The sequence below is a fragment of the Paenibacillus durus genome (assembly GCF_000756615.1).
In the GTDB taxonomy this organism is placed as follows: Bacteria; Bacillota; Bacilli; order Paenibacillales; family Paenibacillaceae; genus Paenibacillus_AQ; species Paenibacillus_AQ durus.
The window spans coordinates 3,383,050-3,408,733 of record NZ_CP009288.1 but is presented as its reverse complement, the minus strand read 5'-3'; the positions used below and the strand labels follow the sequence as shown (position 1 = coordinate 3,408,733).

Here is a 25,684-nt window from a genome sequence, read left to right as displayed (position 1 = left end):
GCGGCATGGATAATGAAGCGCTTCGGAAGCTGCTCACCTCCGTGCAAAATGGCGAGATCAAAGTGGAAGAAGCCCTGGAAGATCTTAAGGAGCTGCCTTTCAAAGACCTCGGGTTCGCGCTGATTGACAATCACCGGGAAGTGAGAACCGGTGCTCCGGAGGTCATCTATTGCGCCGGGAAGACGGTGGAACAGGTACGGCAAATCGTCGAATACATGCTCACGAGAGACAACAACATTCTGGGCACCCGGGCAAGCGCCGAGATGTATGAAGCGGTAAAGGCCATCTGTCCCGAAGCGGAGTACAATCCGATCGGGCGGACGATCACCGTCCGCCGCAGACCGGTGGAGCTGACCGACAGTTACATCGCGATTGTCTCGGCTGGAACCTCCGACCTTCCGGTTGTCGAGGAAGCCGTCGAAACGGCCCTCATCCTTGGGAACCGTGTAGAGAAGATCACCGACGTAGGGGTTGCCGGGATTCACCGGCTGTTCGACAGGCTCAGCGTGATTCGGGGAGCCAAGGTCGTCGTGGTTGTCGCCGGGATGGAAGGCGCACTGGCCAGCGTCATGGGCGGCCTCACCGACAAACCCGTCATCGCCGTCCCGACGAGCATCGGCTACGGGGCCAATTTCGGCGGGCTGTCGGCGCTGCTGTCCATGTTGAACAGCTGTGCCAGCGGAGTCAGCGTGGTCAACATCGACAACGGCTACGGCGGCGCGTACTGCGCCAGCATGATCAACAAGCTTGCCGGCTCATGAGCCGAGCAAATGATAGGAAGGCCGGCGATTCCGGATGGAAGTTGCCGGCCATAAATCTTGCCAAGCACGGCTCCCCGGAGAATATCCGGGAGTCCGTGCTTTTTTGGCGTAATGTGATGGATCACAGACGAATGACACGCTCACACATTTTGCATTGACAAATGGATTAGTTGACGTTATGATGTGAGGAATTTTAGACAAGGAGTGGAAAAAAGGTGGCCTACTATTACCCGGAACCTTCCCGGACGTTCAGCGAATTTCTGTTGATCCCAAACTTGACGACTAAGGATTGTACACCTGCAAATGTGGACCTCAAAACACCGATTACCAAATTTAAAAAGGGCGAGCAGCCGGACATTTCCTTGAATATCCCGTTCTCGTCGGCGGTGATGCAGTCCGTCTCCGATGATCAAATGGGGATTGCACTAGCCCGCTGCGGAGGCATTTCGTTCATTTTCGGTTCCCAATCCCCGGAAGACCAGGCGGCCATGGTCCGTAAGGTAAAGGAGTACAAATCCGGGTTTGTCGTGAGCCGCTCGAACTTGACCCCGGATCATACCTTGAAAGATGTGCTTGAACTGAAAGCGGAGACGGGACATTCCACAATCGCCATTACCAATGACGGTTCGCCGACAGGCAAGCTGCTGGGAATCGTAACCGGCCGGGATTACAGAATCAGCCGTGATCCGCTGGACAAACCGGTAAGTGAATTCATGACGCCGTTCTCTTCCCTGATTGTCGGAAAGTCCGGAATCAACCTTCCCGAAGCCAATGACATGATCTGGGAGCACAAGCTGAACTGTCTGCCGATCGTGGACGGAGAGCAGCGGCTGGAAAGTCTAGTATTCCGTAAAGATTACGACGCTCATAAAGAAAACCCGCTGGCGCTGATGGACAGCAATAAGAGCTATATCGTCGGGGCCGGCATCAACACGAAGGACTATGAAGAGCGGGTGCCGCTCCTCGTAGAAGCGGGCGCCGATATCCTGGTGATTGACGCGTCGGACGGGTATACGGAGTGGCAGCGTGACACCATCGCTTACGTCAAAGAGAATTTCAATGTCAAGATCGGAGCAGGGAACGTTGTAGACAAGGAAGGCTTTCTGTATCTTGTCGAATCAGGCGCCGACTTTGTGAAGGTAGGCATCGGCGGCGGATCGATCTGTATCACCCGGGAGCAAAAGGGAATCGGCAGAGGACAGGCGTCGTCGCTTATCGAGGTTGCGGAGGCAAGGGAGCAGTATTATAAAGAAACAGGAATTTACGTGCCAATCTGCTCGGACGGGGGGATTGTTCACGATTACCATATCACGCTTTCGCTCGCGATGGGCGCCGACTTCGTCATGATGGGCCGGTATTTCGCCCGGTTCGACGAGAGTCCGACCAAGAAGCTGAAAGTTGGAAACAACTTTGTCAAAGAGTTCTGGGGGGAAGGCTCCAACCGGGCGCGGAACTGGCAAAGATATGATACCGGCGGAAAGTCGGGGCTGGTCTTTGAAGAAGGCGTTGATTCGTACGTGCCTTACGCGGGAAGTCTCAAAGAGAATCTGGACAAGACGATCAGCAAGATCAAGTCGACGATGTCTAACTGCGGCGCGAAATCAATCGATGAATTGCAGCAAAACGCCAGAATCACTCTTGTTTCTGCAACCAGTCTCGTCGAGGGCGGCGCGCATGATGTTATCATGAAAGAAACCAGCTTTTCGGGAGAGTAACCATATAACAACAAAGTTCAGAAGGGATAGTTGGCATTGAGCAGAATAGTGAAGACATTGACCATTGCCGGGAGCGATTCGAGCGGCGGCGCGGGAATCCAAGCGGATCTGAAGACCTTTCAGGAATATGGAACCTATGGTTTCAGCGCGTTGACAACGATCGTAACGATGGACCCGGATAACGGCTGGCATCATCATGTGTATCCCGTCAGCGCCGAACTGGTCGCGGAGCAACTCAAGACGGTCTTCGCCGGGGGACCGGTAGACGCCCTGAAGACGGGCATGCTCGGCAGCGTGGAGATTGTCCAGGTGGCGGAACAGGCAATAAAGAACAACCATCAGGGCAATGTGGTTATTGATCCTGTCATGGTCTGCAAAGGCGAGGACGAGGTGCTGAGTCCCGAGAGCGCCGAGGCGATCCGTGAGCTGCTGCTGCCGCTCGCTACGGTCATTACGCCGAACCTGTTCGAGGCGGGTGTGCTGTCCGACATAGGCAAGATCTCAACGCTGGACGAAATGAAAGAGGCCGCCGCGGTTATTCATCGACAGGGAGCGCAGACGGTTGTTATCAAGGGCGGTAAAGCGCTTGGCGGAGACAAGGCGGTGGACCTGTTCTATAACGGAGACGAGTATACGGTATTCGAGACGGATAAAATCGAGCCGGCGCACAATCACGGTGCGGGCTGCACCTTCGCCGCTGCGATTACGGCAGGTCTCGCAACCGGCTTGAGCGCACGTGAAGCCGTCGCCAAGGCGAAGGACTTCGTTACGGCGGCGATCCGCGCAGGCTACGCTTTCAACAAGTATGTCGGCCCCGTGTTTCACGGGGGTTACCGTTTGAACCGGTAAATAATACAATCCGGGAAAGCACTAAAATTCAGGAGGCGCGGCCGCCGTTCAAGACAACGGGGCCGCGCCTCTTTGGGTTTGTAAGAGGAATGAAAGGGGCTTGAAAGGGGGGCGCCTGGAAGCTGAGTCCCATCGTCAGCCGATTCAGCCCATCTATCGTTCCAGGCGGTATTGTTCCGGAGCCTTGCCGGTGATTTTGACAAATGCGCGATAAAATTGGCTGGCTGAAGCAAAGCCGAGGCCCGCGCTGATCGCGGAAATCGTAGCTTCGGTATATTCGAGCTCATACTTGGCGCGCTGGATCCGCAAACGAAGAATGTACTGATAAGGCGTGAATCCGGTCGCCGCTTTGAAGGAACGGATAAAATGATATCGGCTCTGGAGAGCCATTGACGACAATAAATCAATGCGAATAGGTGATGTATAAGAGCGGTGTATGTATTCAAATACGCGATCCATGTATGGATCTCCCGTACTGGAAAGTTCAGGAAGACACGGGTGAGTCGTTTCCGGACAGGCCCCTCTTTTCAGATTGCGTGTAAGATATTGCAGCACATTGGCCTCCGTAAGACTCCGCCAGCATCGATCATCCCCATCAGTCATAAATAGCGGGGAAATCCAGCGATTGAACTCCGCGTTTAGTTCCAGGGGGTTGATGACCTGCTCCACAGCGATACAATCGGCTTCTCTAACCCGCAAAGTCTCCCACAGCGAAGGGCGTACTTTGATCACGATTGCGCGGTTTCCTTTATCCACCCGGATTTGATGCTCCTGCATCGGTTGATGGATGATTCCTTCTCCCTCCGGAATGAACCCGGATGCGCCACGGCTAATGTCGGAGGAGCCGCCGCGGACGGCAAAGGTCAGCTGTACCCAGTTCTGATGAACATGGGGAGTTTCTTCGTAATGTTCTTCCAATCTGCACAGCTCGATGTTCTCCGTCACAACTTGCATTTTCATTAGCGTTCACCCCGTCTCATTATAGCATGATAGCAATAATTGCAGATGAATCGAGCAATTTTCACAATGACATTTTTACTTGGGATTGTTTACAATACGTTAATCAGATGTGATTATCTCGAGAATAGAAAAGAGGTTGCAGAGGAATGGACAGCATTTTGAAAGTAAGCAATGTCTCGTGGAAAAGGGGAACGCAGACGCTGCTGGACGAGGTAAACTGGAGCATTGAAAAAGGGCAAAATTGGGCGCTGATGGGACTGAACGGTTCAGGTAAAACGACGCTGCTGAACATGATCAACGGTTATATCTGGCCGACCGAAGGGGAAATTTATGTGCTCGGCGAGCGGTTCGGCGAGACTGATCTGCGGGAACTCCGCAAGTCCATCGGCTGGGTCAGCTCTTCCCTTCAGGAGAAGCTGCACGGATCAGACCGGACGCAGCTAGTCGTCATCAGCGGAAAGCATGCCTCGATCGGACTGTACGCCAATGCGCCAGAAGAGGATTTTGAGCGGGCGTGGGCTTTAATGGAAAAGCTCGGCTGCGGGCATTTGTGGGACCGGGAGTACCGTACCTGTTCACAGGGGGAGAAGCAGAAGCTGCTGATCGCCCGCGCCCTGATGGCCGAGCCGAAAATTCTGATCCTGGATGAACCGTGCAACGGCCTGGATTTATTTGCCCGGGAACGGCTGTTGGAGAGCATTGAAGAGCTGACCCTGAGCGAGAATGCGCCTTCGCTCATTTATGTCACCCATCATACGGAGGAAATTCTGCCCGTCTTCAGCCACACGCTGCTCTTCAGGAAAGGCCGGGTATTTGATTCCGGCACAACGTCTCACATGCTGAACGGAGAGACGCTCAGCCGTTTTTTTGAAGTGCCCGTCACGGCCCGGCAAAGCGGCGGCCGAACCTATATTTTTCCCGGCAATAACAGATCGGGCAAAGGAGAATAAAAGCATTGGAAACATCATATACCACGAATACCCGAGCCAAAGCCAAGGAGCGCTTTCCGCTTGCGATTCTGTCTTTGACGCTCGGCGCTTTTGCCATTGGAATGACCGAGTTCGTAATTATGGGCATCCTGCCTAATGTAGCCGAGGACCTTCATGTGTCGATCGCTTCGGCAGGGCAGCTGATTACGAGCTATGCTCTGGGCGTTGCCATCGGAGCTCCGATTCTGGCGATGCTGACGCATCGGCTCCCGCAGAAACAGCTGCTCTGTCTGCTGATGATCTTCTTCACTTTGGGCAACGGCATTGCGGCGATTGCGCCGAATTACGCCGTATTGATGGGAGCCAGACTGTTTACCGCTTTGGCCCATGGCACCTTTTTCGGCGTCGGCTCCGTAATAGCGGCAGGACTTGTGAAGCCGGGACGACGCGCGGCGGCGGTTTCGATTATGATGGCCGGTCTCACCGTAGCCAATATTATTGGAGTCCCAATCGGGACGTTTATCGGCCAGCATCTGGGCTGGCGGGCGTCGTTTGGAGCCGTAGCCGTGATGGGCGTACTGTCGCTTGCCGGCATTCTGCTGCTGGTGCCCGCAATCAAGGCGGAGGAGACGTCAAGCCTTACGCGCCAACTGCGCGCGCTGATGCAGCCGAAGCTGCTGCTGGTTCTGCTGACGGGAGCGCTGGGATGCAGCAGTTTGTTCACCGTCTTCACTTATATTACGCCGCTGCTGGAGGACATTACGGGGTTCTCGGAGAGCAGCGTCGCCTTGATTCTTGTGCTGTTCGGCGTCGGCGTGACGACGGGGAATATCCTGGGAGGCAGGCTCGCCGATTGGAAGCTTATGCCCGTAATGCTGGGGAGCTTCGCGTTTCTGGCGGCTATTCTGGCATTTTTCGCGTATTCGGTTCATATTCCGGCGCTCGCGGTTGGTACTATATTTTTGTGGGGAGCCTGCGCTTTCGGAGTCCTGCCCGGTCTTCAGATCCGGATTATGACGCTTGCGAAGGACGCTCCGGCATTGGCATCGACTTCAAATCATTCCGCGCTAAATTTAGGCAATGCTTTTGGCGCCTTTTTCGGAGGATTCATCATCACGCATATTGGTCTAGGGGCTCTGCCTTGGTTCGGTTCGCTGTTTTCCTTTATCGGGCTTCTGCTCGCAGCTTCCGTCTACGTCTGGGACTTGAAAGGCGAAGGGCGCTGATGTTACTGTAAAACTAATCATACTCTTGATCATTCCACTTTTGATACCCAACATTCCGGCTGAACCGCTGGTCCTTTGCTTGGGTATTTTTTTGATTTAATAGCAGAGGGCAAGTTTACAAATGGAGTAGTGGAGAATATAATAATTTTATCTAAAGTTGCACAAGGTAAACTTTTGTGTGCTTGGCTAATTTTTAGGCGGGGAGGAAAGTATCTATGATGGAACGTACTCAGACTGTGGGCCTGGCCCAGCAAAATGAAAGACAACTTCTCGCCGCACGTTCCGCTATTCAAGGAAAGGGTAGAGGACTCAGCAGAATTCTGCCATTCCTTGGACCTGCCTTTATCGCGGCTGTCGCGTATCTCGACCCCGGCAACTTCGCCACCAACATTACGGCAGGCTCAAAGTACGGATACCTCCTGCTATGGGTTATTGCAGCCTCCAACTTGATGGCCGTTCTTATTCAGTCCTTGTCCGCGAAGCTTGGGATCGCGACCGGGCGTAATTTACCCGAAGTTGCGCGAGACCGTTTCCCCAAGGGAGTCTCTTTCTTCTTATGGATACAAAGCGAGCTGGTCATTATGGCCACTGACCTGGCGGAATTTCTAGGAGCGGCGCTCGGCCTATATCTTCTGTTCGACATTCCCATGCTGCCCGCTGCGCTGATTACAGCGGCAGGTTCCTTTGCCATACTTGAGCTGCAGCGGAGGGGATACCGTTCTCTTGAAGCGGGAATCGCCTCCATGATTCTGATCGTGGTGCTGGCATTCGCTTTTCAGGTCGTCATGGCTAAACCGGCGGTGGGCGAAGTGTTTCATGGCATTGTGACACCAAGCTTCCAAGGCGTTGACAGTGTGCTGCTGGCGGCGGGTATTCTCGGGGCGACCGTCATGCCGCATGCGATTTATCTGCATTCCTCACTCACCCAGAACCGAATTGTCGGCAGAAACGATGCGGAGAAGAAAAGAATTTTCAAGCTGGAGTTCATCGACATCCTGATTGCCATGTTCATTGCGGGCGCGGTTAATATGGCTATGGTGATCGTATCGGCGGCGACTTTTTTCAAGAACGGGCTTGCTGTCGAAGATTTGGATGCAGCCTTTCATCAATTCGGGCAACTGGTCGGTCCGGTTACGGCGATTTCCTTCGGCTTGGGTCTGCTGATTGCCGGACTCTCCAGCGCTTCTGTCGGCACAATGGCGGGCGACGTTGTCATGCAGGGGTTCATTAACAAGAGAATCAACCTGTATCTCCGCCGGGCGATTACAAGCATTCCGCCTCTTGCTGTTATCTTGTCGGGCGTCGATGCGACCCGAGCGCTTGTAATGAGCCAGGTTATTCTCTCCTTCGGCATCGCGTTTGCGCTGATACCGCTTATTATCTTCACCAGCGACCGCAAGCTGATGGGAGGGCTGGTTAACCGCCGGATCACTTCGGTGCTCGGCTGGGTTATTGCCGGTATCGTCGTCTCGCTGAACTTGTTCCTGATTGCCGAGACGTTGATTGCATAACACGTTGATTGCCAATCATCGAATTCGAGCTGCAATAGAAAAGAGACGGGTGTTGTCCGTAAAGGGCGGCACCCGTTTTTTGCTGGGGTGGGGTATAGCGCCGTTCGTCGTCGTGCAGGGGGATGTAGGGGGATGCAGGGGACGGCAGATTCGTCTCTTCAGTCTGCTTATGGCGGAACAAGCTGTGTTTCCTGCAAAACCTGCAGGCTTTTCCGATGAATTTCGCGGGGGAAGAAGAAAAGGCTGCAAATCTGCAGCCTTTCAGTGCATACGTGCCGGAACGGGGAGATAGGAGGTGAAATGCCTGCACTTTAGCAGGAAATGGGTTTTGGAGGAGGGTTTTCATGGAAAAAGATGTATGAACGCAGGAATTTCCGCAATCCACTAGCCAACCGACCAGCAACCAACCAACCAGCCAACCGACCAGCAGCCAACCAGCCAACCGGCAGACCAACCAGCAACCCAGCAACCGACCAGCCAATGAGCAACCCACCAGCCAACGAGCAGCCAGGCAGCCAACGAGCAGCCAGCCAGCCAACCGGCAGACCAACCAGCAACCCAGCAACCGACCAGCCAACGAGCAACCCACCAGCCAGCCAACCAACCCACCCACCAGCAGCAACCCACCAGCCAACCCACCAGCCAGCCAACCAACCCACCCACCAGCAGCAACCCACCAGCCAACCCACCAGCCCAACAGCCCACCGGCAGACCAACCAACTGTCCCCGCTGCCGAACGCCTTGCCTTGAATATGAACCGGTGTCCCGCTTAATTGTCATCCGCTCCAAGCTTCTTCAGCGGCCGCCCTAGTGACCTAATGGGAAATAAAATCCTCATTGCCCGTATTCCAGAATGCGTAAAAGCGCTGCGCGGTTTGAATCGGCGCTTGCAAATCACAGTCAGAGCAGGAGACAGCCCCACACTTACCCGGCTGTAGGGCCGAAGGAAGACGATTCCCCTTTTGCCACAGGAACCTGGATCTCCGTCAAATAATCCGCCGGATTCTTCTCCGACCATGGTCCCTTATGATAAATTGCCCGGGTCGGCCCCGCCATGCCATAACCGTTCTCCGACATCCACACGCCCAGCGCATGATAGGCCTTGCTCATCTCCTCAAATGGGCCGCTGTGAAACAGGACGGCCATTTGCGGCTCAGCTTCCAGCTCCTTCACACGGATGCGGTCCGTTTCGGCCGCTTCTCCCTCGATATGCAGCGTCACCTCGACATCCACATCATGCTCTTTGTACCCCTGATCGTGATAGATCGCGTAGCAGGGCTGGAGCATCTTGATGCCACTTACTTCCGCGAAACGCGAGATTTCCTCCCAGAGAACGCCTTCCGCGTTGTATGCCGGAATAATGTCTCTGAGAGACAGCACCCGGTAAGCCGGGACGCTTTTTAATGCGATGGTATAGTCCATAGTTGAATCCTCCTTGGTTAAATGTTCAAGCATTCTGCCGACGCGCAGCAGCTTCTCATTCTCTTGTTCAATCGCTTCCGCGATCTCACGCTTCCGTGTATCCAATAATTCAAGCAGACGCCGCGTGTTGCCGCTCTCCTTCAGCCATTCCCCGATTTCCGGAAAGCCGAAGCCCATTTCCCTGAGAGACTTAATGTGATGGACCGTTTCAATCTGGCCGGCGGAATAATAGCGGTATCCCGAGCTCTGGTCAATAGCCGCAGGGGGCAGCAGCCCAATCTCGTCATAGTACCTTAGCATACGAATGGAAACTCTTGTAAGTCTGGAAAAATCACCGATTTTTAGCATTAATCCTCCTTGTACCGTTATTCACAATCCGGATTGTACTCTAACTCTAAACCCTGCCACCTTGTGAGAGTCAATAGATTTGTGGAAATTCCTTATTAAGCTGCCGCGCTTGTACGTTAGCCGTCTCCCGCATGCTTCGCCCGCCATACTATGCAGGTATAAGAGAGGAGTTGATCTAATGGAAGCCTATTACAATTGTATGAGATGCAAGGGAAGAAAGGTTCGCATTTTGACGAGAGACGGCAAGGAGTATAGAGGCGTGATCAAGGACGTGGACAGAAATAACGTTTATCTGGAGACTGAGAGAGGCAGCATGAGAACATCGGGTTATTATCCGTATGGACCTTATTATTACAATAATGCTATTATCACCCTCAGCCTGTTTACTCTGCTCGCGATCGCGCTGATCTAACGTCAGCCGTTCTCCATTAACACCGAAGAGAGAATTATGCGAACCGTATATGAACTAAAAAAATGGCCTGACGTTATCTCCATATGGAGAAGCGCCGGGCCGTTTTGCGGATGGATAAAAGGAAGAGGCAGAGAACCGCTTATCCTTTGGTGTCTATGTGGTATGCGAACACACTGCCGAAACGTCCTCTATAGACGGGTTCGCCGAAAGCCTTTCTCCATTGTTCGAACAGCCGGGCGGAGGCGGTGCTGCGGACGATGATGTATTCGGGCTTGTCGTAGTCCGCAATGTCCGGCAAAATGTCGGAGAAGCCGTACATCGACCGCTCAAACGCGGTCCAGCCGTATGCGCCGAGCGATTCATCTGTAATGAACGGGTCCTGTCTGCCGTCGCACAGCACATCGCCGCCACGGTACATCACGTAGCCGGACGAGCCGTAAGGAGCCAGCACCTTCGGCCGTGCGGTTCCCGTATGGTTTTTTAGAATATAGGCCATTTCATCGACAGGATAGCTCCGGGTGTTCACGGCCGGCGGAGCGGTGAAGTTAATGATGCAGTTGACCAGCAGCCCCGCCGCCAGGGCGACGCGAATCGTACGGGGCTTCAGCCGGATATCTACCTTGCGCATCCAGGGAAAGGCTTCAAAGAATGCCCCCGCAAAATACGGAATGAACAGCCACATGAACAAATTCTGCTTGAAGTTCGACACCCCAAGGTACAGAATCCCCAGCATCAGGAAATACCGGAACGGCTTCCGGTACAGCGAGAAGGGCAGGGTCAGGGCGAAAAATAGCAGCAGCAGCGTTATGGCCGAGGTATCCCATTTGCCGAACGCAATCGGCTGCCATTCGTTAATCAGCATGTTGAAGTCGTTCTTGCTGACCGTCAATATGAACAGCAGGCTCTTGATGCCGCCCGGATTCGGAAGACCGGCGATCACCACCCCGGCAAAGACGAGGTTCCGGCGTTTATCCAGCTTTCCGGCGATCCAGGCTTCGAGAAAGGCCATGCCCGTAAACACGACGATGACGAGCCAGACGCCCGCATGGAAATTGGCGATTCCGAAGGAAAGGGCGATCATGGCCGCGGCGGTTTTTTTCATAGGCTGTATCTGGAATCTCCGCAAATACACAAAGAACCATACGATCATCCAGGAGGAGATCATCTGCGGTCTGCCCTTGAAATAGTTGTAGTAGATCCAGACCGAGATCAGCAGCACAAAAGGCAGAAGGAGGGGATGATCCTCCCTGAATCCCAGCTCCCTGCGCGATATCTTGGCCATTTGAAGCAGCCCGCAGATCAGGAGGAACAGACAGAGCGCCGTCAGCAGGTACACGCCCGGCCAGCCCAATGCTTCGTACAATCCGGCCGCAACGATCTGAAAACCGAATTCATGCGGGATATAAGGCAGCTTGTCTCCGTAAAACGTATGTATCGCGTGATGCAGCACCGTGTGATGCTCAAGCATGTACCGCCCAAGCTCGATGTGCCAGAAGGTGTCCGGATCATTATAGGAATACTTAGGGATCAGACCCAGGATCACCGCTGCAACGAGCAGGACGTAAGCGGATTTTAACCATTTTATTTTTCTCGGCAAAAGATTCCCCCCAATTCTCTGCATGAACGATAGCCGTTCCTTTATAACTATAACTGATAAAAGCTATAAGATGATACTAATTGACCTCTCTTCCGTACTATGATAGGTTCTAATGAGAGATACTTACATTGTGATAAAATTACTTGAAATTTATGATGAAAAAATGAGGCGGGTGCATATTGTTGGAACTTCATGTTACGAATAGTCCGTTTAGTCAGGAGCAGGCGGAGCTGCTGAACCGTCTTTTGCCAACGCTTACGGAGTCGCAGAGGGTATGGCTGAGCGGATATCTGACGGCTCTCGGAGCGGCTGCTGCTGCGCCTGTGGCAGGTGCTGCTGCAGGTCCGGCAGCCGTGCAGGCAGTGCCTGCGCAGGTAAGCGCAGCGCCTAAGGAAGTAACCGTGCTCTTCGGATCGCAGACAGATAATGCCCGCGGTCTGGCGAAGAAATTTGCCAAGAAGCTGGAAGAGTCGGGATACCTGGTAACCCTGTCCGCAATGAGCGATTTCAAACCGAATGGTCTTAAAAAGGCCCGGAATCTCCTTATCCTGGTAAGCACCCACGGAGAAGGGGAACCGCCGGATAACGCCATATCTTTTTATGAGTTCCTGCACAGCAAGCGGGCGCCGGAGCTTTCCGGGCTGCGCTATTCCGTGCTGGCGCTGGGTGATTTGTCTTATGAATTTTACTGCCAGACGGGCAAGGATTTCGATAAACGTCTGGAGGAGCTGGGCGGCAAGCGCTTGGTGCCGCGCGTCGATTGTGACGTAGATTTTAACGAACCGGCTGCCGAGTGGATGAAGGATGTCCTTTCTTCGCTTGGCGAAGGGACCGGTGTTCAGACTGCCGGAGCCGCTGCCGTATCGCTTGCGGATACCGGCGCCGAGCCGGAATACTCCAGAAGCAATCCGTTCTACGCCGAGGTGCTGGAGAATCTGAACCTTAACGGGCGGGGATCGGACCGGGAAACCCGCCATATCGAGCTGTCCCTTGAGGGATCTAATCTTAAATACGAGCCGGGCGACAGTATCGGGATCTTTCCCGAGAATCATCCAAGGCTTGTTGAGGAACTGATTCAGGCCATGGGCTGGCAGCCGGAAGAGAAGGTAGCCGCTGGCAAAAGCGGACAGCTTCCGCTTCGGGAAGCGCTGCTGCGCCACTATGAGATCACGGTGCTGACGAAGCCGCTGCTGGAGCAGGCGGCAGGGCTTGCGCCGGAGAGCGGACTTAAGGAACTGGCAGCGCCGGGCCATGAGCAGGAGCTTCGGGCATATGCCGAAGACCGGGACCTGCTCGATCTGGCGCAGGACTACGCATTAAAAGGAATTCCGGCAGGCGATTTCGTGAAAATTCTGCGGAAAATTCCCGCACGTCTGTATTCCATCTCCAGCAGCCCGGAAGCCTATCCGGACGAGGTGCATATCACGGTCCGCGCTGTACGCTACGAAAGCCAGGGAAGAGACCGGTACGGCGTGTGCTCCGTCGGGCTCGCAGAGCGGGTACAGCCGGGGGACAAGCTGCCCGTCTTCATTCAAAGTAACTCGAACTTCAAGCTTCCGGAGAATCCGGAAACGCCGGTCATCATGATCGGTCCGGGAACGGGCGTCGCGCCTTTCCGCGCTTTTCTTGGAGAGCGGGAAGAGACCGGAGCAGAAGGCAAGACATGGCTGTTCTACGGAGACCAGCATTTCGCCACGGATTTCCTTTATCAGGTCGAATGGCAGCGCTGGCTTAAGGATGGCGTGCTGACTCGGATGGATGTCGCCTTCTCCCGCGATACCGACAAGAAGATCTACGTCCAGAACCGTATGCTGGAACGAGCCGGTGAAATCTATCAGTGGCTGCAGGAAGGCGCGGCGGTGTATGTCTGCGGAGACGAGAAGAGGATGGCGCATGATGTCCATACCGCGCTTGCCACGATTCTTGAGCAGGTAGGCGGGCTCAGTTCCGAAGAAGCCGCCGAATATTTGACTCTTATGCAGCAGCAGAAACGTTACCAGCGGGATGTATACTAAGCCCTGTACCTAAAGAATCGCCGAGAGGAGTAAAGCAGCATGGCACTTAACGATAAATATCCGCCCCATGACGCTCCCCACAGCGATGTGGAGGATATTAAGCGCAGAAGCAATTATTTGCGGGGAAGCCTCGAAGAGACATTGGCAGATCCGATTACAGGCTCCATTCCCGAGGACGATAACCGTCTTATGAAGCACCACGGCAGCTATATGCAGGACGACCGGGATCTGCGGGCTGAACGGGCCAAGTCGAAGCTTGAGCCAGCCTATCAGTTTATGCTGCGCGTACGCGCGGCGGGAGGCGTGGTCACACCGAACCAGTGGCTGATGATGGACCGGATTTCCCACAAGTACGGCAACGGCACCATCCGCCTGACCACCCGGCAGTCTTTTCAGCTGCATGGCGTCATCAAATGGAATTTGAAAAAGACGATCCAGGAAGTGAACGAGTCGCTGCTGAGTACACTCGCCGCCTGCGGCGACGTGAACCGCAACGTCATGTGCAATCCGAATCCATACCAATCGGAGATCCATTCCGAGGTCTACGAGTTAGCGAGCAAGGTCAGCGATCATCTCGATCCGCGCTCGAGAGCGTACCACGAAATCTGGCTGGACGGCGAGAAGGTAGCGGGCAGCGAGGACGGAACCGAGCAGGAGCCGATTTACGGACCGGTCTATCTGCCGCGTAAATTCAAGATCGGGATTGCCGTTCCTCCGTCCAATGATGTGGATGTATTCTCCCAGGACCTGGGCTTTATCGCGATTATCGAAGATGGCCGCCTTGCGGGCTTCAATGTAAGCGTAGGCGGCGGTATGGGCATGTCCCACGGCGATCCGAAGACCTATCCGCAGGTCGCTAAAGTGATCGGCTTCTGTACGCCGGAGCAGCTTATTGATGTCGCCGAGAAGACGGTCACCATCCAGCGGGATTACGGCGACCGCGCCGTCCGCAAGCATGCCCGTTTCAAGTATACGATCGACGACCGGGGTCTGGATTGGTTCACAGGCGAGCTGACCGAGCGCCTGGGATGGGCGTTACAGGAAGCTAAACCGTACCATTTCGACCATAACGGCGACCGTTATGGCTGGGTTAAGGGGAGCGACGGCAAGTGGCATTTCACGCTCTTTATCCAGAACGGCCGGATCAAGGATGAGGAAGGCTATCCGCTGATGACGGGCCTGCGGGAAATCGCGAAGGTCCACACCGGCGACTTCCGTCTGACGGCGAACCAGAATCTGATTATCGGCGGCATCAGCAGCCATAAGAAGAAGAAAATCACCAGCTTGATCGAGGAGTACGGGCTGACCGACGGCATTCAATATTCGGCGCTGCGCCGGAATTCGATGGCCTGTGTGTCGCTCCCGACCTGCGGCCTGGCCATGGCGGAGTCCGAGCGTTACTTGCCCACGCTGCTGGACAAGCTGGAGCCGATGCTGGAAGAAGCCGGACTCCGTGATGAGGATATTGTCATCCGCATGACCGGCTGCCCGAACGGCTGCGCCCGCCCAATGCTGGCGGAGCTCTCGTTCATCGGCAAGGCCCCGGGCAAATACAATATGTATTTGGGCGGCGGGTTTGCCGGCAACCGGCTGAACAAGATGTACAAGGAGAACATCGGCGAAACGGAGATTCTGGAGACGCTCCGCCCAATCTTTAACCGTTATGCAAAGGAGCGGGAGAGCGGCGAGCATTTCGGTGATTTCGTCATCCGGGCAGGCTATGTCAAGGAAGTAACCGACGGACGGAATTTCCATTCCTAAGATGATTGGATGGGGGTTTCAATCAGCCGTAATTGGGGTAATGATAAGCAGGTGGGAAGTGGAAGGTATCAATTGTCAGATGGAAAGACATTCTGTGTAATTCCGAAAGGTAGTTGATTCACCCATGTACTATCTGAAAGGCAGAAGAAGATCTTTACGGAGATCCATTCTTCGTCGCTGGATTTCAGAAAATTACCCTAGAAAAAGGGTATTAGCATAAATCATTCACTTCTCACCTTGAATGCTCTGCGGCGCAGCCGCAGAGCTTGCTTTTTGTCTGGATAATGCCCTTTATCTTAACGCTGACGGTAGGCTTTTTTGTGGAATGATTCGATATATCGGAAAAGCGAGCGGCCGTCGTCCGTAACCGTCTCTCCGGGATTCAGCGGCAGCAGCATCGCCGTATACGGCTCGGGAACCCAAATATACTGATGGACGTACGCGGTCCGAATGAAGCCGCAGCGCTCCCAGAAATGAAAGCGTTCGGCATGCGCCGGTGTATCTCCGGCCTCCACCTCAATGATAATCGCAGAGACGCCGTGCTCCTTAACGGCCCAATCGCGGATTTTGCCGAGAAGCGTTCTTCCGATGCCCTGGCCGCGCAGATCCGCCCGGACGGCCATATAGTCGATGATCAGCTTTTTGTCCGGTTCAGACCCGGCCAGTCCAGTAACCGCCATAGCCCCGGCTTCCCCCTCGCACATCAAGACATGCATGGAAGCGATACCCTTTTCCAGCATATTTTTCAGCAGCCCCTCCGGTTTGGCCCCGCTTGGGAAAGCTTCCCGGTAGATCGGCCCGATTATGTTCCAATACTCATTATTCCAACCCGTCAGTGTGATAAATTCCTGCCTCATCTTAAGTGCCTCCGGCTTCAATCTTTGTTGACCGTATTCACTGCATAAAATATGATCTATTTATATCATACACAACGATACGGAGGAGAAGATGATGTACAATTCCATTATTTTTGATATTGACGGAACTTTGATTGATACCGAGGAAGCTGTGCTTAGAGGGCTGCAAACCATGCTCGAAACCGACTACGGCAGAGTGGTGGAGAGGGAGAAGCTTACATTTGTGTTAGGTCTTCCCGGCAAGGATTCGCTGCCACAATTGGGTATTGAGGATGTGGAGCGGGCGCATGACCGGTGGAATCATTTTATCCAAGAATTTTTTTATACGGCGAAGGTGTTTGACGGGATAGCCGAGCTGCTTGAAGGATTGAAGCTAAAAAAGGCGACTTCAGGGGTCGTGACATCGAAGACCTCTCAGGAAGTCATCGATGATTTTAACCCGTTCGGCCTTACGGAATACATGGCATATACGGTATGCTCAAGCGATACGAACAAGCACAAGCCGAATCCCGAGCCGCTGCTGAAATATCTCGAAATTTCCGGCGCGGACCCCAAAAAATCGATTTATATCGGCGACACCATCTATGATTACAAATGCGCCAGAGATGCAGGAATTGACTTCGGTCTTGCTCTGTGGGGCTGCATTAATCAGGAGAACATTGACGCCAAATACAAATTCGAAAAGCCTACGGATATCCTTGAGTTTGTCAAATCCGTAAAATGAGCGCAAAATAAAAAGGAGGCAGCGCATGAGTAAATTTTGGAGTGAAACGGTTAAGGGGATTACGCCCTATGTACCCGGAGAGCAGCCCGGAGCCAAAAAGGTCATCAAGCTGAACACGAACGAGAATCCCTACCCGCCTTCGGAACAGGTGCTCAGTGCCATGAAAGCCGCCGTATCCGGCCGGCTTAAACTGTATCCCGACCCGGAATGTGTGGGACTTCGGCAAGCCGCCGCCGACTACTATGGTCTGTCTATGGAGAATATTTTTGCCGGGAACGGCTCCGACGAAATATTGGCTTTTTGCTTCAAGGCTTTTTTCAACCCCGGAGAGACCATTTTATTTCCCGATATCACTTACAGCTTCTATGAAGTGTATGCCAGACTGTTCGATATCTCATATCAAAAAATTCCGCTGGACGAGCAGTTCGGCATACCGCTGGAACCTTTCTTTGAACAGAACGGCGGCATACTGATCGCCAACCCGAATGCGCCTACCGGCAAATTCACCTCCGTGGACAGCATACGGCAAATTCTTGTACATAACCCGGATAAGGTCGTCATCATCGACGAGGCGTACATCGATTTCGGCGGAGAGTCCTGCGTACCGCTGATTCCGGATTATCCGAACCTGCTCGTTGTCCATACATTCTCCAAGTCGCGCTCGCTTGCCGGGCTGCGTATCGGACTTGCTTTGGGGCAGAGCGAATTGATTGAAGGCTTGAACCGGGTGAAGAACAGCATTAATTCCTACACTCTGGATGCCGTTGCCCAAGTTGGGGGAGAGCAGTCCCTGCGGGACACGGAAACGTTTGAGCTCAATGTGGGCCGGATCATCAAGACCCGGGAACATACGGTCGAGGCGCTGCGGGCTTTGCAGTTCGAAGTGGTTGACTCGCGGGCCAATTTTATTTTTGTGACCCATCCTGTTATTCCGGCAGTGGAGTTGTTCGAGGCGCTCAGGCAGCAGGATATTATCGTCCGCTATTTCGCCAAGCCCAGGATCGACAATTATTTGAGGATCAGTATCGGGACGGATGAGGAAATGGAGGCTCTTTACCGGGCGCTGGAAGGAATATTGGCAGAACAGGCCGGTTGACGAAGAACGGACGCATAGCCTTGCGCGGAAAAATACGGCGTCCCCGTGGCGGTTCGTCCGCAGGTTAGCCGGATTCATAGAGGGGTTCAGGTCTTGGTGATGGCGCCAAGGCCTTTTTTGATTTGTGCTCAATGCGGGGAAAAACTAGCGTTCCTCCGAATAACCGCCGCCGCTTGCTCATATAGTCAGGTTATGGGAACGGTCGCTCATACCTTTGGAGAGCAATTACTGCGGCGAGAAGCGGTGCTTATAGTTGACAGTCGATTAGGGGGCTGTGCCTGGAAAATAAGCTTTCCCGGGCATAGCCTCTTTTGTCTTTCCACTTCCTAAGCGTGAAGGAGGGTTTCCGGTGATACGTCTCGATGGCGGGAGTCTGGCGCTGGAACAAGTCGCACAGGTGATTTACTCCAAAGAGCAGGTGGAAATCCGTGATGAGGCCTGGACCAAGATTAAGCGCTCAAGAGCGGTAATCGATTCCATTGTGGAGCAGGGGCAAAAAGTTTACGGCGTAACCACGGGCTTTGGGAAATTCAGCGACACTGTCATATCGGCCAAAGACGCCGAGAGGCTGCAAATCAATCTGATTCGCAGTCATGCCTGCGCGGTGGGCGAGCCGCTGCCGCCGGATACGGTCAGAACGATGCTGCTGCTGAGGGCCAACGCGCTTGCTAAGGGGTACTCCGGCATTACAGCTAGCGCACTGAAGCTGTTGGTTGATGTGCTGAACGCCAGAATCGTTCCGCTCATTCCGTCCCAAGGGTCGCTTGGGGCAAGCGGCGATCTGGCGCCGCTCTCGCATTTGGCTCTCCTGCTTGTAGGGGAAGGCGAAGCGATATATCAGGGAGAGCGATTACCTGGGGCAGAAGCGCTGCGCCGCGCCGGCCTGAAGCCTGTCACGCTGAAAGCCAAGGAAGGACTGGCGTTAATCAACGGCACCCAGGCGATGACGGCGATTGGAGTCATGGCTTATTTGGATGCGCAGCGGCTTGCCCTCCTGGCGGATGGCATTGCGGCGCTGACGCTTGAAGCTTTAAGAGGCATCACGGACGTCTTCGCGCCGGATTCTCATTTGGTTAGGCCTTACCCGGAGCAGTGTTTGGTCGCCGGGCGCATTTTAGGCATATTGAAAGGCAGTTCGCTTACGACTGTCCAGGGTGAAATCCGCATACAGGACGCCTATTCCCTCCGCTGTATTCCGCAGGTTCATGGCGCTGTACAGCAGGTGCTTACCTACGTTAAAGAGAAGCTGCTGATCGAGATTAATTCAGCCACGGATAACCCGCTTGTGTTCCCGGATACCGGGCAGGTTATTTCCGGGGGGAATTTTCACGGCCAGCCTATTGCTTTCGCAATGGATTTTCTGGGCATCGGCATGGCTGAAATTGCCAGTATTTCGGAACGCCGGATAGAACGGCTGGTTAATCCGCAGTTAAATGATTTGCCGGCCTTTCTGAGCCCCGACCCGGGGCTGCAGTCCGGCATGATGATTACCCAATATACCGCAGCTTCCCTTGTCTCGGAGAATAAAACGCTGGCGCATCCCGCAAGCGTTGACTCGATTCCCTCATCCGCGAATCAAGAGGACCATGTGAGCATGGGGACTACGGCGGCGCGGCAGGCGGCTGCTATCGTCGACAACGGCTATAAGGTGCTGGCGATTGAAGCGATCTGCGCCGCCCAGGCCGCTGAAATAAGGGGCGCTGAGCTGCTCGCTCCGGCAACCCGCAAGCTGCTGAACCTGATTCGTTCTGCCGTGCCTCCGCTGACGGAAGACCGGTCTATGAGCGGGGATATTGAGCGGCTGGCGCGCAGTATGAAGACGCAGGATTGGTTGTTAGAAGAAATTCAGTCGTAGCACGGTTACCAATTAGTGGGTACCAATTACATCATGTTGCCAAATTACACGAATAAGGGAGATCTATAAATGACAGACCATGACAGCATAATCCGTGCCCCGCGCGGCCGGAAATTAAATACGAAAGGCTGGGTGCAAGAAGCCGCTCTGCGGATGCTGATGAACAATCTGGACCCGGAAGTGGCGGAGCACCCGGATAAGCTCGTCGTATACGGCGGCATAGGGCGGGCGGCGCGCAACTGGGAAGCCTATGATCGAATTATTGGTTGTCTCAAGGAGCTTGAAGAGGATGAGACGCTGCTGATCCAGTCGGGCAAGCCCGTTGCCGTGTTCAAGACAACTAAAGATTCACCTCGCGTCCTTCTTGCCAACTCCAATCTGGTTCCGGCATGGGCGAACTGGGATACTTTCCACGAATTGGACAAAAAGGGGCTCATGATGTACGGCCAAATGACCGCCGGAAGCTGGATTTACATCGGCACGCAGGGAATTGTCCAGGGAACCTATGAGACATTCGCGGAAGCAGCACGGCAGCATTTCGGAGGCACATTGAAAGGCACGGTTACGGTAACAGCCGGTATGGGAGGCATGGGCGGGGCTCAGCCGCTGGCAGTCACCATGAACGGAGGCGTTGTTATCTGTATAGATGTAGACCGCACAAGTATCCTGAAACGAATCGGGACGCTGTACTGCGACCGGTTGGCGCCGGACCTTGACGAAGCGCTTGCCCTGGCTGCCGAAGCGAAGGCGCGGAAACGGCCTCTTTCCATCGGAATTGTGGGCAATGCTGCGGAAGTGCTGCCGGAAATGATCCGACGCGGCTTTATTCCCGAGATCATTACCGACCAGACCTCGGCCCATGATCCGCTTAACGGCTATTTGCCGGTAGGACTGACGCTGGAAGAAGGGCAGGCGCTTAGGAGCGTTAAACCGGAACTCTATATCAGGCAGGCAAAAGCGTCTATTGCGGTTCATGTACGCGCCATTCTCGAAATGAAGAGACGGGGGGCCGTCGCCTTCGATTACGGCAATAACATCCGCCAGGCAGCTTATGATGAAGGCGTTAAGGACGCTTTTACTTATCCCGGATTTGTCCCGGCTTATATCCGGCCGCAATTTTGCGAGGGGAAAGGGCCGTTCCGGTGGGTGGCGTTGTCCGGCGATCCCGAGGATATATACAAAACCGATCAAGTGATTCTACAGGAATTCGCGGGCAACGAAAGGCTGTGCAAATGGATTCGCATGGCACAGAATCGGGTGGCGTTTCAAGGTCTCCCCGCCCGCATTTGCTGGCTCGGCTACGGTGAGCGCGCCCGCTTCGGAAAGATCATCAATGAGATGGTCGCATCCGGTGAGCTTGGGGCGCCGATTGTCATCGGCCGCGATCATCTGGACGCCGGGTCTGTAGCCTCGCCTAACCGGGAGACGGAGAGCATGAAGGACGGCAGCGACGCCGTAGCCGATTGGCCGATCCTGAATGCCCTCGTCAATACCGCAGCGGGGGCGAGCTGGGTGTCGGTTCATCACGGCGGCGGAGTGGGCATGGGGTATTCGCTGCATGCGGGCATGGTTGTTGTAGCGGATGGAACGGAAGATGCAGCGAAACGGCTTGAACGCGTGCTGACAACAGACCCCGGTATGGGGATTGCGCGCCATGCGGATGCCGGTTATGAGCTTGCCGTGGACACGGCGAAGAAGAAGGGTATTAATATCCCGGGATTGCATTAAGGGGGGCCTAAAGTATGGGGAAATTAACCTATGTGAAATCTGCTTCCCAGCTGATTTGTATGGATGGAGGCCTCGGGCCGAGAACGGGCAGAGGCATGTCGATGCTGGGAATCACCGCGAACGGCAGCGTTGTTATTGAGGATGGTATCATCGTCTTTTCCGGTTCCGATACGCTGGCAGAGCACTATTTAAGTACACGCCAAGATGATGTTGAAATCATCGACGCCCGCGGAAAGGTGGTTACACCGGGGCTTATCGATCCTCATACTCATATCGTATTTGCCGGAAGCCGCGAGAATGAACTGGAACTGCGGCTGCAGGGGGCAAAATATATCGACATTTTGAAGCGGGGCGGAGGCATTCTGAATACGGCGCGGAGCACGAGAGAAGCTTCCGAAGAAGAACTGGTACGGCAATCCAAAGTCCGGCTGGACCGTTTCCTTCTGCACGGCGTCACCACGATTGAAGCCAAGAGCGGATACGGGCTAACTGTAACAGATGAACTGAAACAACTACGCGCTGCGCGGGCGCTTAACGACAGTCACCCCATTGATGTGGTTTCGACATTTATGGGAGCCCATGCGGTTCCCGAAGAGTACAATAATAATCCTGAGGGTTATGTCGATCTGGTTATTAACGAAATGCTTCCGGCAGTCGCCGAACAGGAATTGGCCGAATTCTGCGATGTGTTCTGTGAACAAGGCGTGTTCAGCATCGCTGAGTCCCGGAGGATTCTGGAGGCCGCAGGAAGACTCGGTTTCAAGTTGAAAATACACGCCGATGAAATTGCGGAGAATTTCGGAGGCGCGGAGCTGGCCGCGAGGTTGGGGGCCGTTTCGGCCGAGCATTTGCTGAAGGCATCGGAGGAAGGAATTCAAGCGCTGGCGAAGAGCGACACGATTGCGGTACTGCTTCCCGGAACAGCCTTGTTTCTGATGGAGCAGGCAGCCGCCGCCCGGAAAATGATTGCAGCGGGGGTAGCTGTCGCTTTATCCACTGACTGCAACCCGGGTTCATCGCCCACCGTTTCCATGCCCTTTATTATGAATGCCGCTTGTCTCACGATGAAGATGACCCCGGCTGAAGTATTGACGGCAAGTACGATTAACGCGGCTTATGCGATTGGCAGAGAGAAAGTAATGGGGAGTATAGAAATCGGCAAGCAGGGAGATCTGGTCTTGTTCGATGCCGATAATTACCGCCAGCTTCAATATTATTACGGGATGAACCTGGTGCACACGGTCATTAAGAAAGGGCAGGTGGTTGTAAAAGGAGGGGTCCTCGTTGATCGACAACAGCCTGCGTATTAACCCGGACAGACTTGAACGAAGCATTCAAGAACTGGCTGTCTTCGGACTGAATGAGCATGGAGGGCTGGACCGGACCGCCTTTACTCCCGCCGAACTGGAGGCAAGGGAGTGGCTAAAGGCGGCTCTTACAAGCGAAGGATTTAGCGTAAGGATTGATGCGGCGGCGAATATCTGGGGAAGAAGAGCCGGAGAGAATCTGGAACTGCTGCCGCCAATCGTCTGCGGCTCGCATATGGATACGGTTCCGAATGGAGGCAAATATGACGGAGCGCTCGGGGTGTTAATGGCGCTTGAAGTATTAAGAACGTTGGATGATGCGGGGATAGCTACCCGTCACCCCTTTGAACTGGTCTCGTTCAGCGCGGAGGAACCGAATCCGTTCGGACTGTCCACCTTCGGCAGCCGGGCTGCTGCGGGCAAGCTCACACGGGAGCAGATCATCCGGGTGAAGAACCCCGAAGGCAAGCTGCTCACGGAAGCTTTGGAAGAGGCAGGGGGAAGCCCGGAATGCTTTGAACAGGCGGCGCTTTCTAAGGAAGCCTTAAGTGCCTTCGTCGAAGTGCATATCGAACAGGGAAGACGCCTGATTAGCCGGAACATTCCGATCGGCGCAGTTACGTCAATAACCGGCATCTACCGTGAGGAGGTCACGGTTCGGGGAGAAGCCAACCATGCAGGAACCACGCTTATGGAAGACCGCAACGATGCCCTGACCGCAGCCGCTGAAATGATTCTCGCCGCCGAGAGCATCTGCCGGGCATTTCCCGATCGCGAGGTGGTCGGGACAGTCGGGCAGCTTAAAATCATTCCGAACGCCCCTAATATTATTCCGGCGGAAGCGGTATTTCTCGTAGAGTTCCGCGGGGAGTCCAAAGAGCAGATCGGGCAGGTCTTGACGGAATGGAATCTTCGGCTCGAATTATTGGCGAGACGGCGTCCGTCTGTAGTGACCCGAAAGGTTATCCTGGATCAGGCCCCCTCTCCCATGGACCGGACAATAATCGAAGCTATTGAAAGGCAGGCAGGGCTGCTGCATATTCCCTATCAGCGCCTTGGAAGCATGGCCGGTCATGACGCGGCCCATCTTGCTTCCATTACCCGAAGCGGAATGATATTCGTCCCCAGCGTAGGCGGCAAAAGCCATTGCCCGGAAGAAGAAAGCCGCATCTCCGACATTGAGCAGGCGGCTAATGTGCTGCTGCACACGCTGCTGGATTTGGATGCCGGCCTGGATACGGGAGGAAGACAACTTTGAAGCAGCTGTTCAAAGCGGACCTAGTCTATGCAGACGGCCAGTTCCGGCAGAATTGGGCGATTTACACCGAAGAAGGCAGGATCATCGAGACAGGTGAACAGTCCCTGCTAGAGCGTAAATATAACCATGCGCTGCCTGTTGACTGGACAGGAAAAGCCATACTTCCGGGTACGGTTAATGCGCATAATCACTCCTTCCAAAGCCTGCTGCGGGGAATCGCGGCGGACCGGCCTTTTTTGGAGTGGAGAGATCAAGCGCTGTATAAATATACGCCGCTCTTGGATGAGGAAGCGATCTATATCGGCGCTCTGTTTGCCTTTGGCGAAATGCTCAAGTACGGCGTCACGACGGTCAGCGATTTCTTTTATGTGCATGACGGGGGAACGGCCATGGACGAAGCCGTGATCAAGGCGGCCAAGGACCTCGGGATTCGGCTTGTGCTGGCGCGGACGATGTATGATTGGGCCGGAGCTCCGGCAAGCTACCGGGAAACGGTGCCGGATGCGGTTAAGCGTACCCGGGAGTTAGCTGTAAAATATCAGGGGAATCCCATGGTGGCCGTCCACCCTGCGCCGCACAGCCCTCACGCCGCTTCGCCGGAGATGATCCGGGCCGGTTACAAGCTGGCTGTAGAGCTGGATACACCTTTTCATATCCATGTTGCGGAGGAACCGTTTGAGGTAGAGGAGACGCTTGCCAAATACGGGCTGCGGCCGGTCCATTATCTGAATAAGCTCGGCATCTTGGATGAGCGGATGATCGCTGTCCATCTAGTGTGGCTGGAGGATTCGGAAATCCGCCTGCTGGGAGAGAAGCGCGCGGGGCTGGCTTACTGTCCTTCCAGCAATATGTTCCTATCGGATGGTGTTACGAATATTCCCGGCCTGCTCGCGGAGGGTGTACGGGTATCGCTGGGTACGGACGGCGCCTGCAGCAACAACCGGATCAGCGTTTTGGAAGAGATGAGAATGTGCTCCTTGCTCCAGAAAGTAACCAGATTGGACGGCACCTGCATTAACGCCGGGCAGGTCTTTCATATGGGCACCCAAGCCGGCGGTGAGCTGCTGCGGCTTCCCACAGGGGACATCCGGCCGGGAAATTACGCGGATTTTGTCTCTGTGGACCTGTATGATCTATCTCTGTCACCCGCTGCCGAGCTGTTCGCCAATGTCGTGTATTCCATGCAGCCGACTGCGATCAGGGATGTGGTGGTTGACGGCAAAATCGTAGTCGGCGGCGGCCGGCTTCTAACTATAAAGGAATCGGCAATCGTTCAGAAAATCAATGACCTTATAGGCAAGTGGCAATAAAAATTCGGCGCGTGATCGGACTTGATGGTTTATTTCATAGCCA

22 protein-coding genes are annotated in these 25,684 nt (G+C 54.4%); 17 read left to right on the top strand and 5 right to left on the bottom strand.

Annotated features, from left to right (window positions below; translation table 11 throughout):
- The first annotated feature begins 5 nt into the window (after positions 1 to 5).
- The 3 genes from larB (at position 6) to thiD (ending at position 3,325) form a co-directional block, all read left to right on the top strand.
- Positions 6 to 761 carry a nickel pincer cofactor biosynthesis protein LarB gene (gene larB / locus PDUR_RS14355; protein WP_042206869.1) on the top strand — a complete coding sequence of 252 codons (756 nt, stop codon included), beginning with the start codon at positions 6 to 8 and terminating at the stop codon, positions 759 to 761.
- A gap of 215 nt (positions 762 to 976) precedes the next feature.
- Positions 977 to 2,476: an IMP dehydrogenase gene (locus tag PDUR_RS14350; protein ID WP_042206868.1), complete on the top strand. Its 1,500-nt coding sequence runs from the start codon at positions 977 to 979 to the stop codon at positions 2,474 to 2,476.
- 36 nt (positions 2,477 to 2,512) lie between these two features.
- The gene (gene thiD, locus PDUR_RS14345) at positions 2,513 to 3,325 is read left to right on the top strand and encodes a bifunctional hydroxymethylpyrimidine kinase/phosphomethylpyrimidine kinase (protein ID WP_042206867.1); all 813 of its coding nucleotides are present in this window, start codon (positions 2,513 to 2,515) and stop codon (positions 3,323 to 3,325) included.
- A gap of 153 nt (positions 3,326 to 3,478) precedes the next feature.
- Here thiD and PDUR_RS14340 read toward each other — a convergent pair whose 3' ends face one another.
- A complete protein-coding gene (locus PDUR_RS14340) occupies positions 3,479 to 4,285 on the bottom strand; it encodes a helix-turn-helix domain-containing protein (protein WP_042206866.1) in 807 nt (268 codons plus the stop codon).
- A 146-nt stretch (positions 4,286 to 4,431) separates the two neighbouring features.
- Between PDUR_RS14340 and PDUR_RS14335 the strand changes: the two genes are divergently transcribed.
- From PDUR_RS14335 to PDUR_RS29165, 4 genes are all read left to right on the top strand, one after another.
- Entirely contained in the window at positions 4,432 to 5,235 is an 804-nt protein-coding gene (locus PDUR_RS14335; RefSeq protein WP_042206865.1) for an ABC transporter ATP-binding protein, read from the top strand.
- A 5-nt stretch (positions 5,236 to 5,240) separates the two neighbouring features.
- A complete protein-coding gene (locus PDUR_RS14330; protein ID WP_042206864.1) occupies positions 5,241 to 6,440 on the top strand; it encodes an MFS transporter in 1,200 nt (399 codons plus the stop codon).
- Between the two features lie 215 nt (positions 6,441 to 6,655).
- Entirely contained in the window at positions 6,656 to 7,951 is a 1,296-nt protein-coding gene (locus PDUR_RS14325; protein WP_042206863.1) for an Nramp family divalent metal transporter, read from the top strand.
- A 52-nt stretch (positions 7,952 to 8,003) separates the two neighbouring features.
- The gene (locus PDUR_RS29165; RefSeq protein ID WP_169744913.1) at positions 8,004 to 8,243 is read left to right on the top strand and encodes a hypothetical protein; all 240 of its coding nucleotides are present in this window, start codon (positions 8,004 to 8,006) and stop codon (positions 8,241 to 8,243) included.
- A gap of 19 nt (positions 8,244 to 8,262) precedes the next feature.
- Here PDUR_RS29165 and PDUR_RS30090 read toward each other — a convergent pair whose 3' ends face one another.
- Both PDUR_RS30090 and PDUR_RS14315 read right to left on the bottom strand, forming a co-directional pair.
- Positions 8,263 to 8,601, bottom strand: a complete 339-nt coding sequence (locus tag PDUR_RS30090) for a DUF2207 domain-containing protein (protein WP_042206862.1) — start codon at positions 8,599 to 8,601, stop codon at positions 8,263 to 8,265.
- Between the two features lie 274 nt (positions 8,602 to 8,875).
- Positions 8,876 to 9,721, bottom strand: a complete 846-nt coding sequence (locus tag PDUR_RS14315; RefSeq protein WP_042206861.1) for a MerR family transcriptional regulator — start codon at positions 9,719 to 9,721, stop codon at positions 8,876 to 8,878.
- A 178-nt stretch (positions 9,722 to 9,899) separates the two neighbouring features.
- Here PDUR_RS14315 and PDUR_RS14310 point away from each other — a divergent pair, with 178 nt between their 5' ends.
- A complete protein-coding gene (locus tag PDUR_RS14310; RefSeq protein WP_042206860.1) occupies positions 9,900 to 10,133 on the top strand; it encodes an LSm family protein in 234 nt (77 codons plus the stop codon).
- A gap of 139 nt (positions 10,134 to 10,272) precedes the next feature.
- Here the strand turns inward: PDUR_RS14310 and PDUR_RS14305 are convergent, their stop codons facing one another.
- The gene (locus PDUR_RS14305; protein WP_042206859.1) at positions 10,273 to 11,730 is read right to left on the bottom strand and encodes a hypothetical protein; all 1,458 of its coding nucleotides are present in this window, start codon (positions 11,728 to 11,730) and stop codon (positions 10,273 to 10,275) included.
- Positions 11,731 to 11,912: 182 nt separating this feature from the next.
- Between PDUR_RS14305 and PDUR_RS14300 the strand changes: the two genes are divergently transcribed.
- Both PDUR_RS14300 and cysI read left to right on the top strand, forming a co-directional pair.
- Complete coding sequence (locus PDUR_RS14300) at positions 11,913 to 13,745, top strand: assimilatory sulfite reductase (NADPH) flavoprotein subunit (protein WP_042209376.1); 1,833 nt, start codon at positions 11,913 to 11,915, stop codon at positions 13,743 to 13,745.
- 39 nt (positions 13,746 to 13,784) lie between these two features.
- Positions 13,785 to 15,506, top strand: a complete 1,722-nt coding sequence (gene cysI, locus PDUR_RS14295; RefSeq protein WP_042206858.1) for an assimilatory sulfite reductase (NADPH) hemoprotein subunit — start codon at positions 13,785 to 13,787, stop codon at positions 15,504 to 15,506.
- Positions 15,507 to 15,802: 296 nt separating this feature from the next.
- On the opposite strand, the gene PDUR_RS14290 is transcribed toward cysI, so the two are convergent.
- On the bottom strand, positions 15,803 to 16,363 hold the full coding sequence (locus PDUR_RS14290; protein WP_042206857.1) for a GNAT family N-acetyltransferase: 561 nt from the start codon (positions 16,361 to 16,363) through the stop codon (positions 15,803 to 15,805).
- 91 nt (positions 16,364 to 16,454) lie between these two features.
- Between PDUR_RS14290 and PDUR_RS14285 the strand changes: the two genes are divergently transcribed.
- From PDUR_RS14285 to PDUR_RS14255, 7 genes are all read left to right on the top strand, one after another.
- Positions 16,455 to 17,087, top strand: coding sequence for an HAD family hydrolase (locus tag PDUR_RS14285; protein WP_233277379.1), 633 nt, complete (start codon positions 16,455 to 16,457; stop codon positions 17,085 to 17,087).
- 25 nt (positions 17,088 to 17,112) lie between these two features.
- Complete coding sequence (gene hisC, locus PDUR_RS14280; RefSeq protein ID WP_042206855.1) at positions 17,113 to 18,183, top strand: histidinol-phosphate transaminase; 1,071 nt, start codon at positions 17,113 to 17,115, stop codon at positions 18,181 to 18,183.
- Between the two features lie 349 nt (positions 18,184 to 18,532).
- Positions 18,533 to 20,038, top strand: coding sequence for a histidine ammonia-lyase (hutH, locus tag PDUR_RS14275; protein ID WP_042206854.1), 1,506 nt, complete (start codon positions 18,533 to 18,535; stop codon positions 20,036 to 20,038).
- A gap of 69 nt (positions 20,039 to 20,107) precedes the next feature.
- A complete protein-coding gene (gene hutU / locus PDUR_RS14270) occupies positions 20,108 to 21,766 on the top strand; it encodes a urocanate hydratase (protein WP_042206853.1) in 1,659 nt (552 codons plus the stop codon).
- 14 nt (positions 21,767 to 21,780) lie between these two features.
- Complete coding sequence (gene hutI / locus PDUR_RS14265) at positions 21,781 to 23,076, top strand: imidazolonepropionase (RefSeq protein WP_042206852.1); 1,296 nt, start codon at positions 21,781 to 21,783, stop codon at positions 23,074 to 23,076.
- Positions 23,051 to 24,331 (top strand): Zn-dependent hydrolase, encoded by a 1,281-nt coding sequence (locus tag PDUR_RS14260; protein WP_233277378.1) that lies wholly within the window; start codon positions 23,051 to 23,053, stop codon positions 24,329 to 24,331. Before hutI ends, PDUR_RS14260 begins: the two co-directional genes overlap by 26 nt.
- Entirely contained in the window at positions 24,328 to 25,641 is a 1,314-nt protein-coding gene (locus PDUR_RS14255; RefSeq protein ID WP_042206851.1) for an amidohydrolase family protein, read from the top strand. The genes PDUR_RS14260 and PDUR_RS14255 overlap by 4 nt, the downstream gene beginning before the upstream one ends.
- The last annotated feature ends 43 nt before the right edge of the window (positions 25,642 to 25,684 follow it).

Coding starts and splice junctions, on each gene's coding strand:
- larB (WP_042206869.1), top strand. CDS start 6: ATGGATAATGAAGCGCTTCGGAAGCTGCTCACCTCCGTGCAAAATGGC.
- PDUR_RS14340 (WP_042206866.1), bottom strand. CDS start 4,285: ATGAAAATGCAAGTTGTGACGGAGAACATCGAGCTGTGCAGATTGGAA.
- PDUR_RS14335 (WP_042206865.1), top strand. CDS start 4,432: ATGGACAGCATTTTGAAAGTAAGCAATGTCTCGTGGAAAAGGGGAACG.
- PDUR_RS14325 (WP_042206863.1), top strand. CDS start 6,656: ATGATGGAACGTACTCAGACTGTGGGCCTGGCCCAGCAAAATGAAAGA.
- PDUR_RS14315 (WP_042206861.1), bottom strand. CDS start 9,721: ATGCTAAAAATCGGTGATTTTTCCAGACTTACAAGAGTTTCCATTCGT.
- PDUR_RS14310 (WP_042206860.1), top strand. CDS start 9,900: ATGGAAGCCTATTACAATTGTATGAGATGCAAGGGAAGAAAGGTTCGC.
- cysI (WP_042206858.1), top strand. CDS start 13,785: ATGGCACTTAACGATAAATATCCGCCCCATGACGCTCCCCACAGCGAT.
- PDUR_RS14290 (WP_042206857.1), bottom strand. CDS start 16,363: ATGAGGCAGGAATTTATCACACTGACGGGTTGGAATAATGAGTATTGG.
- PDUR_RS14285 (WP_233277379.1), top strand. CDS start 16,455: ATGATGTACAATTCCATTATTTTTGATATTGACGGAACTTTGATTGAT.
- hisC (WP_042206855.1), top strand. CDS start 17,113: ATGAGTAAATTTTGGAGTGAAACGGTTAAGGGGATTACGCCCTATGTA.
- hutU (WP_042206853.1), top strand. CDS start 20,108: ATGACAGACCATGACAGCATAATCCGTGCCCCGCGCGGCCGGAAATTA.
- hutI (WP_042206852.1), top strand. CDS start 21,781: ATGGGGAAATTAACCTATGTGAAATCTGCTTCCCAGCTGATTTGTATG.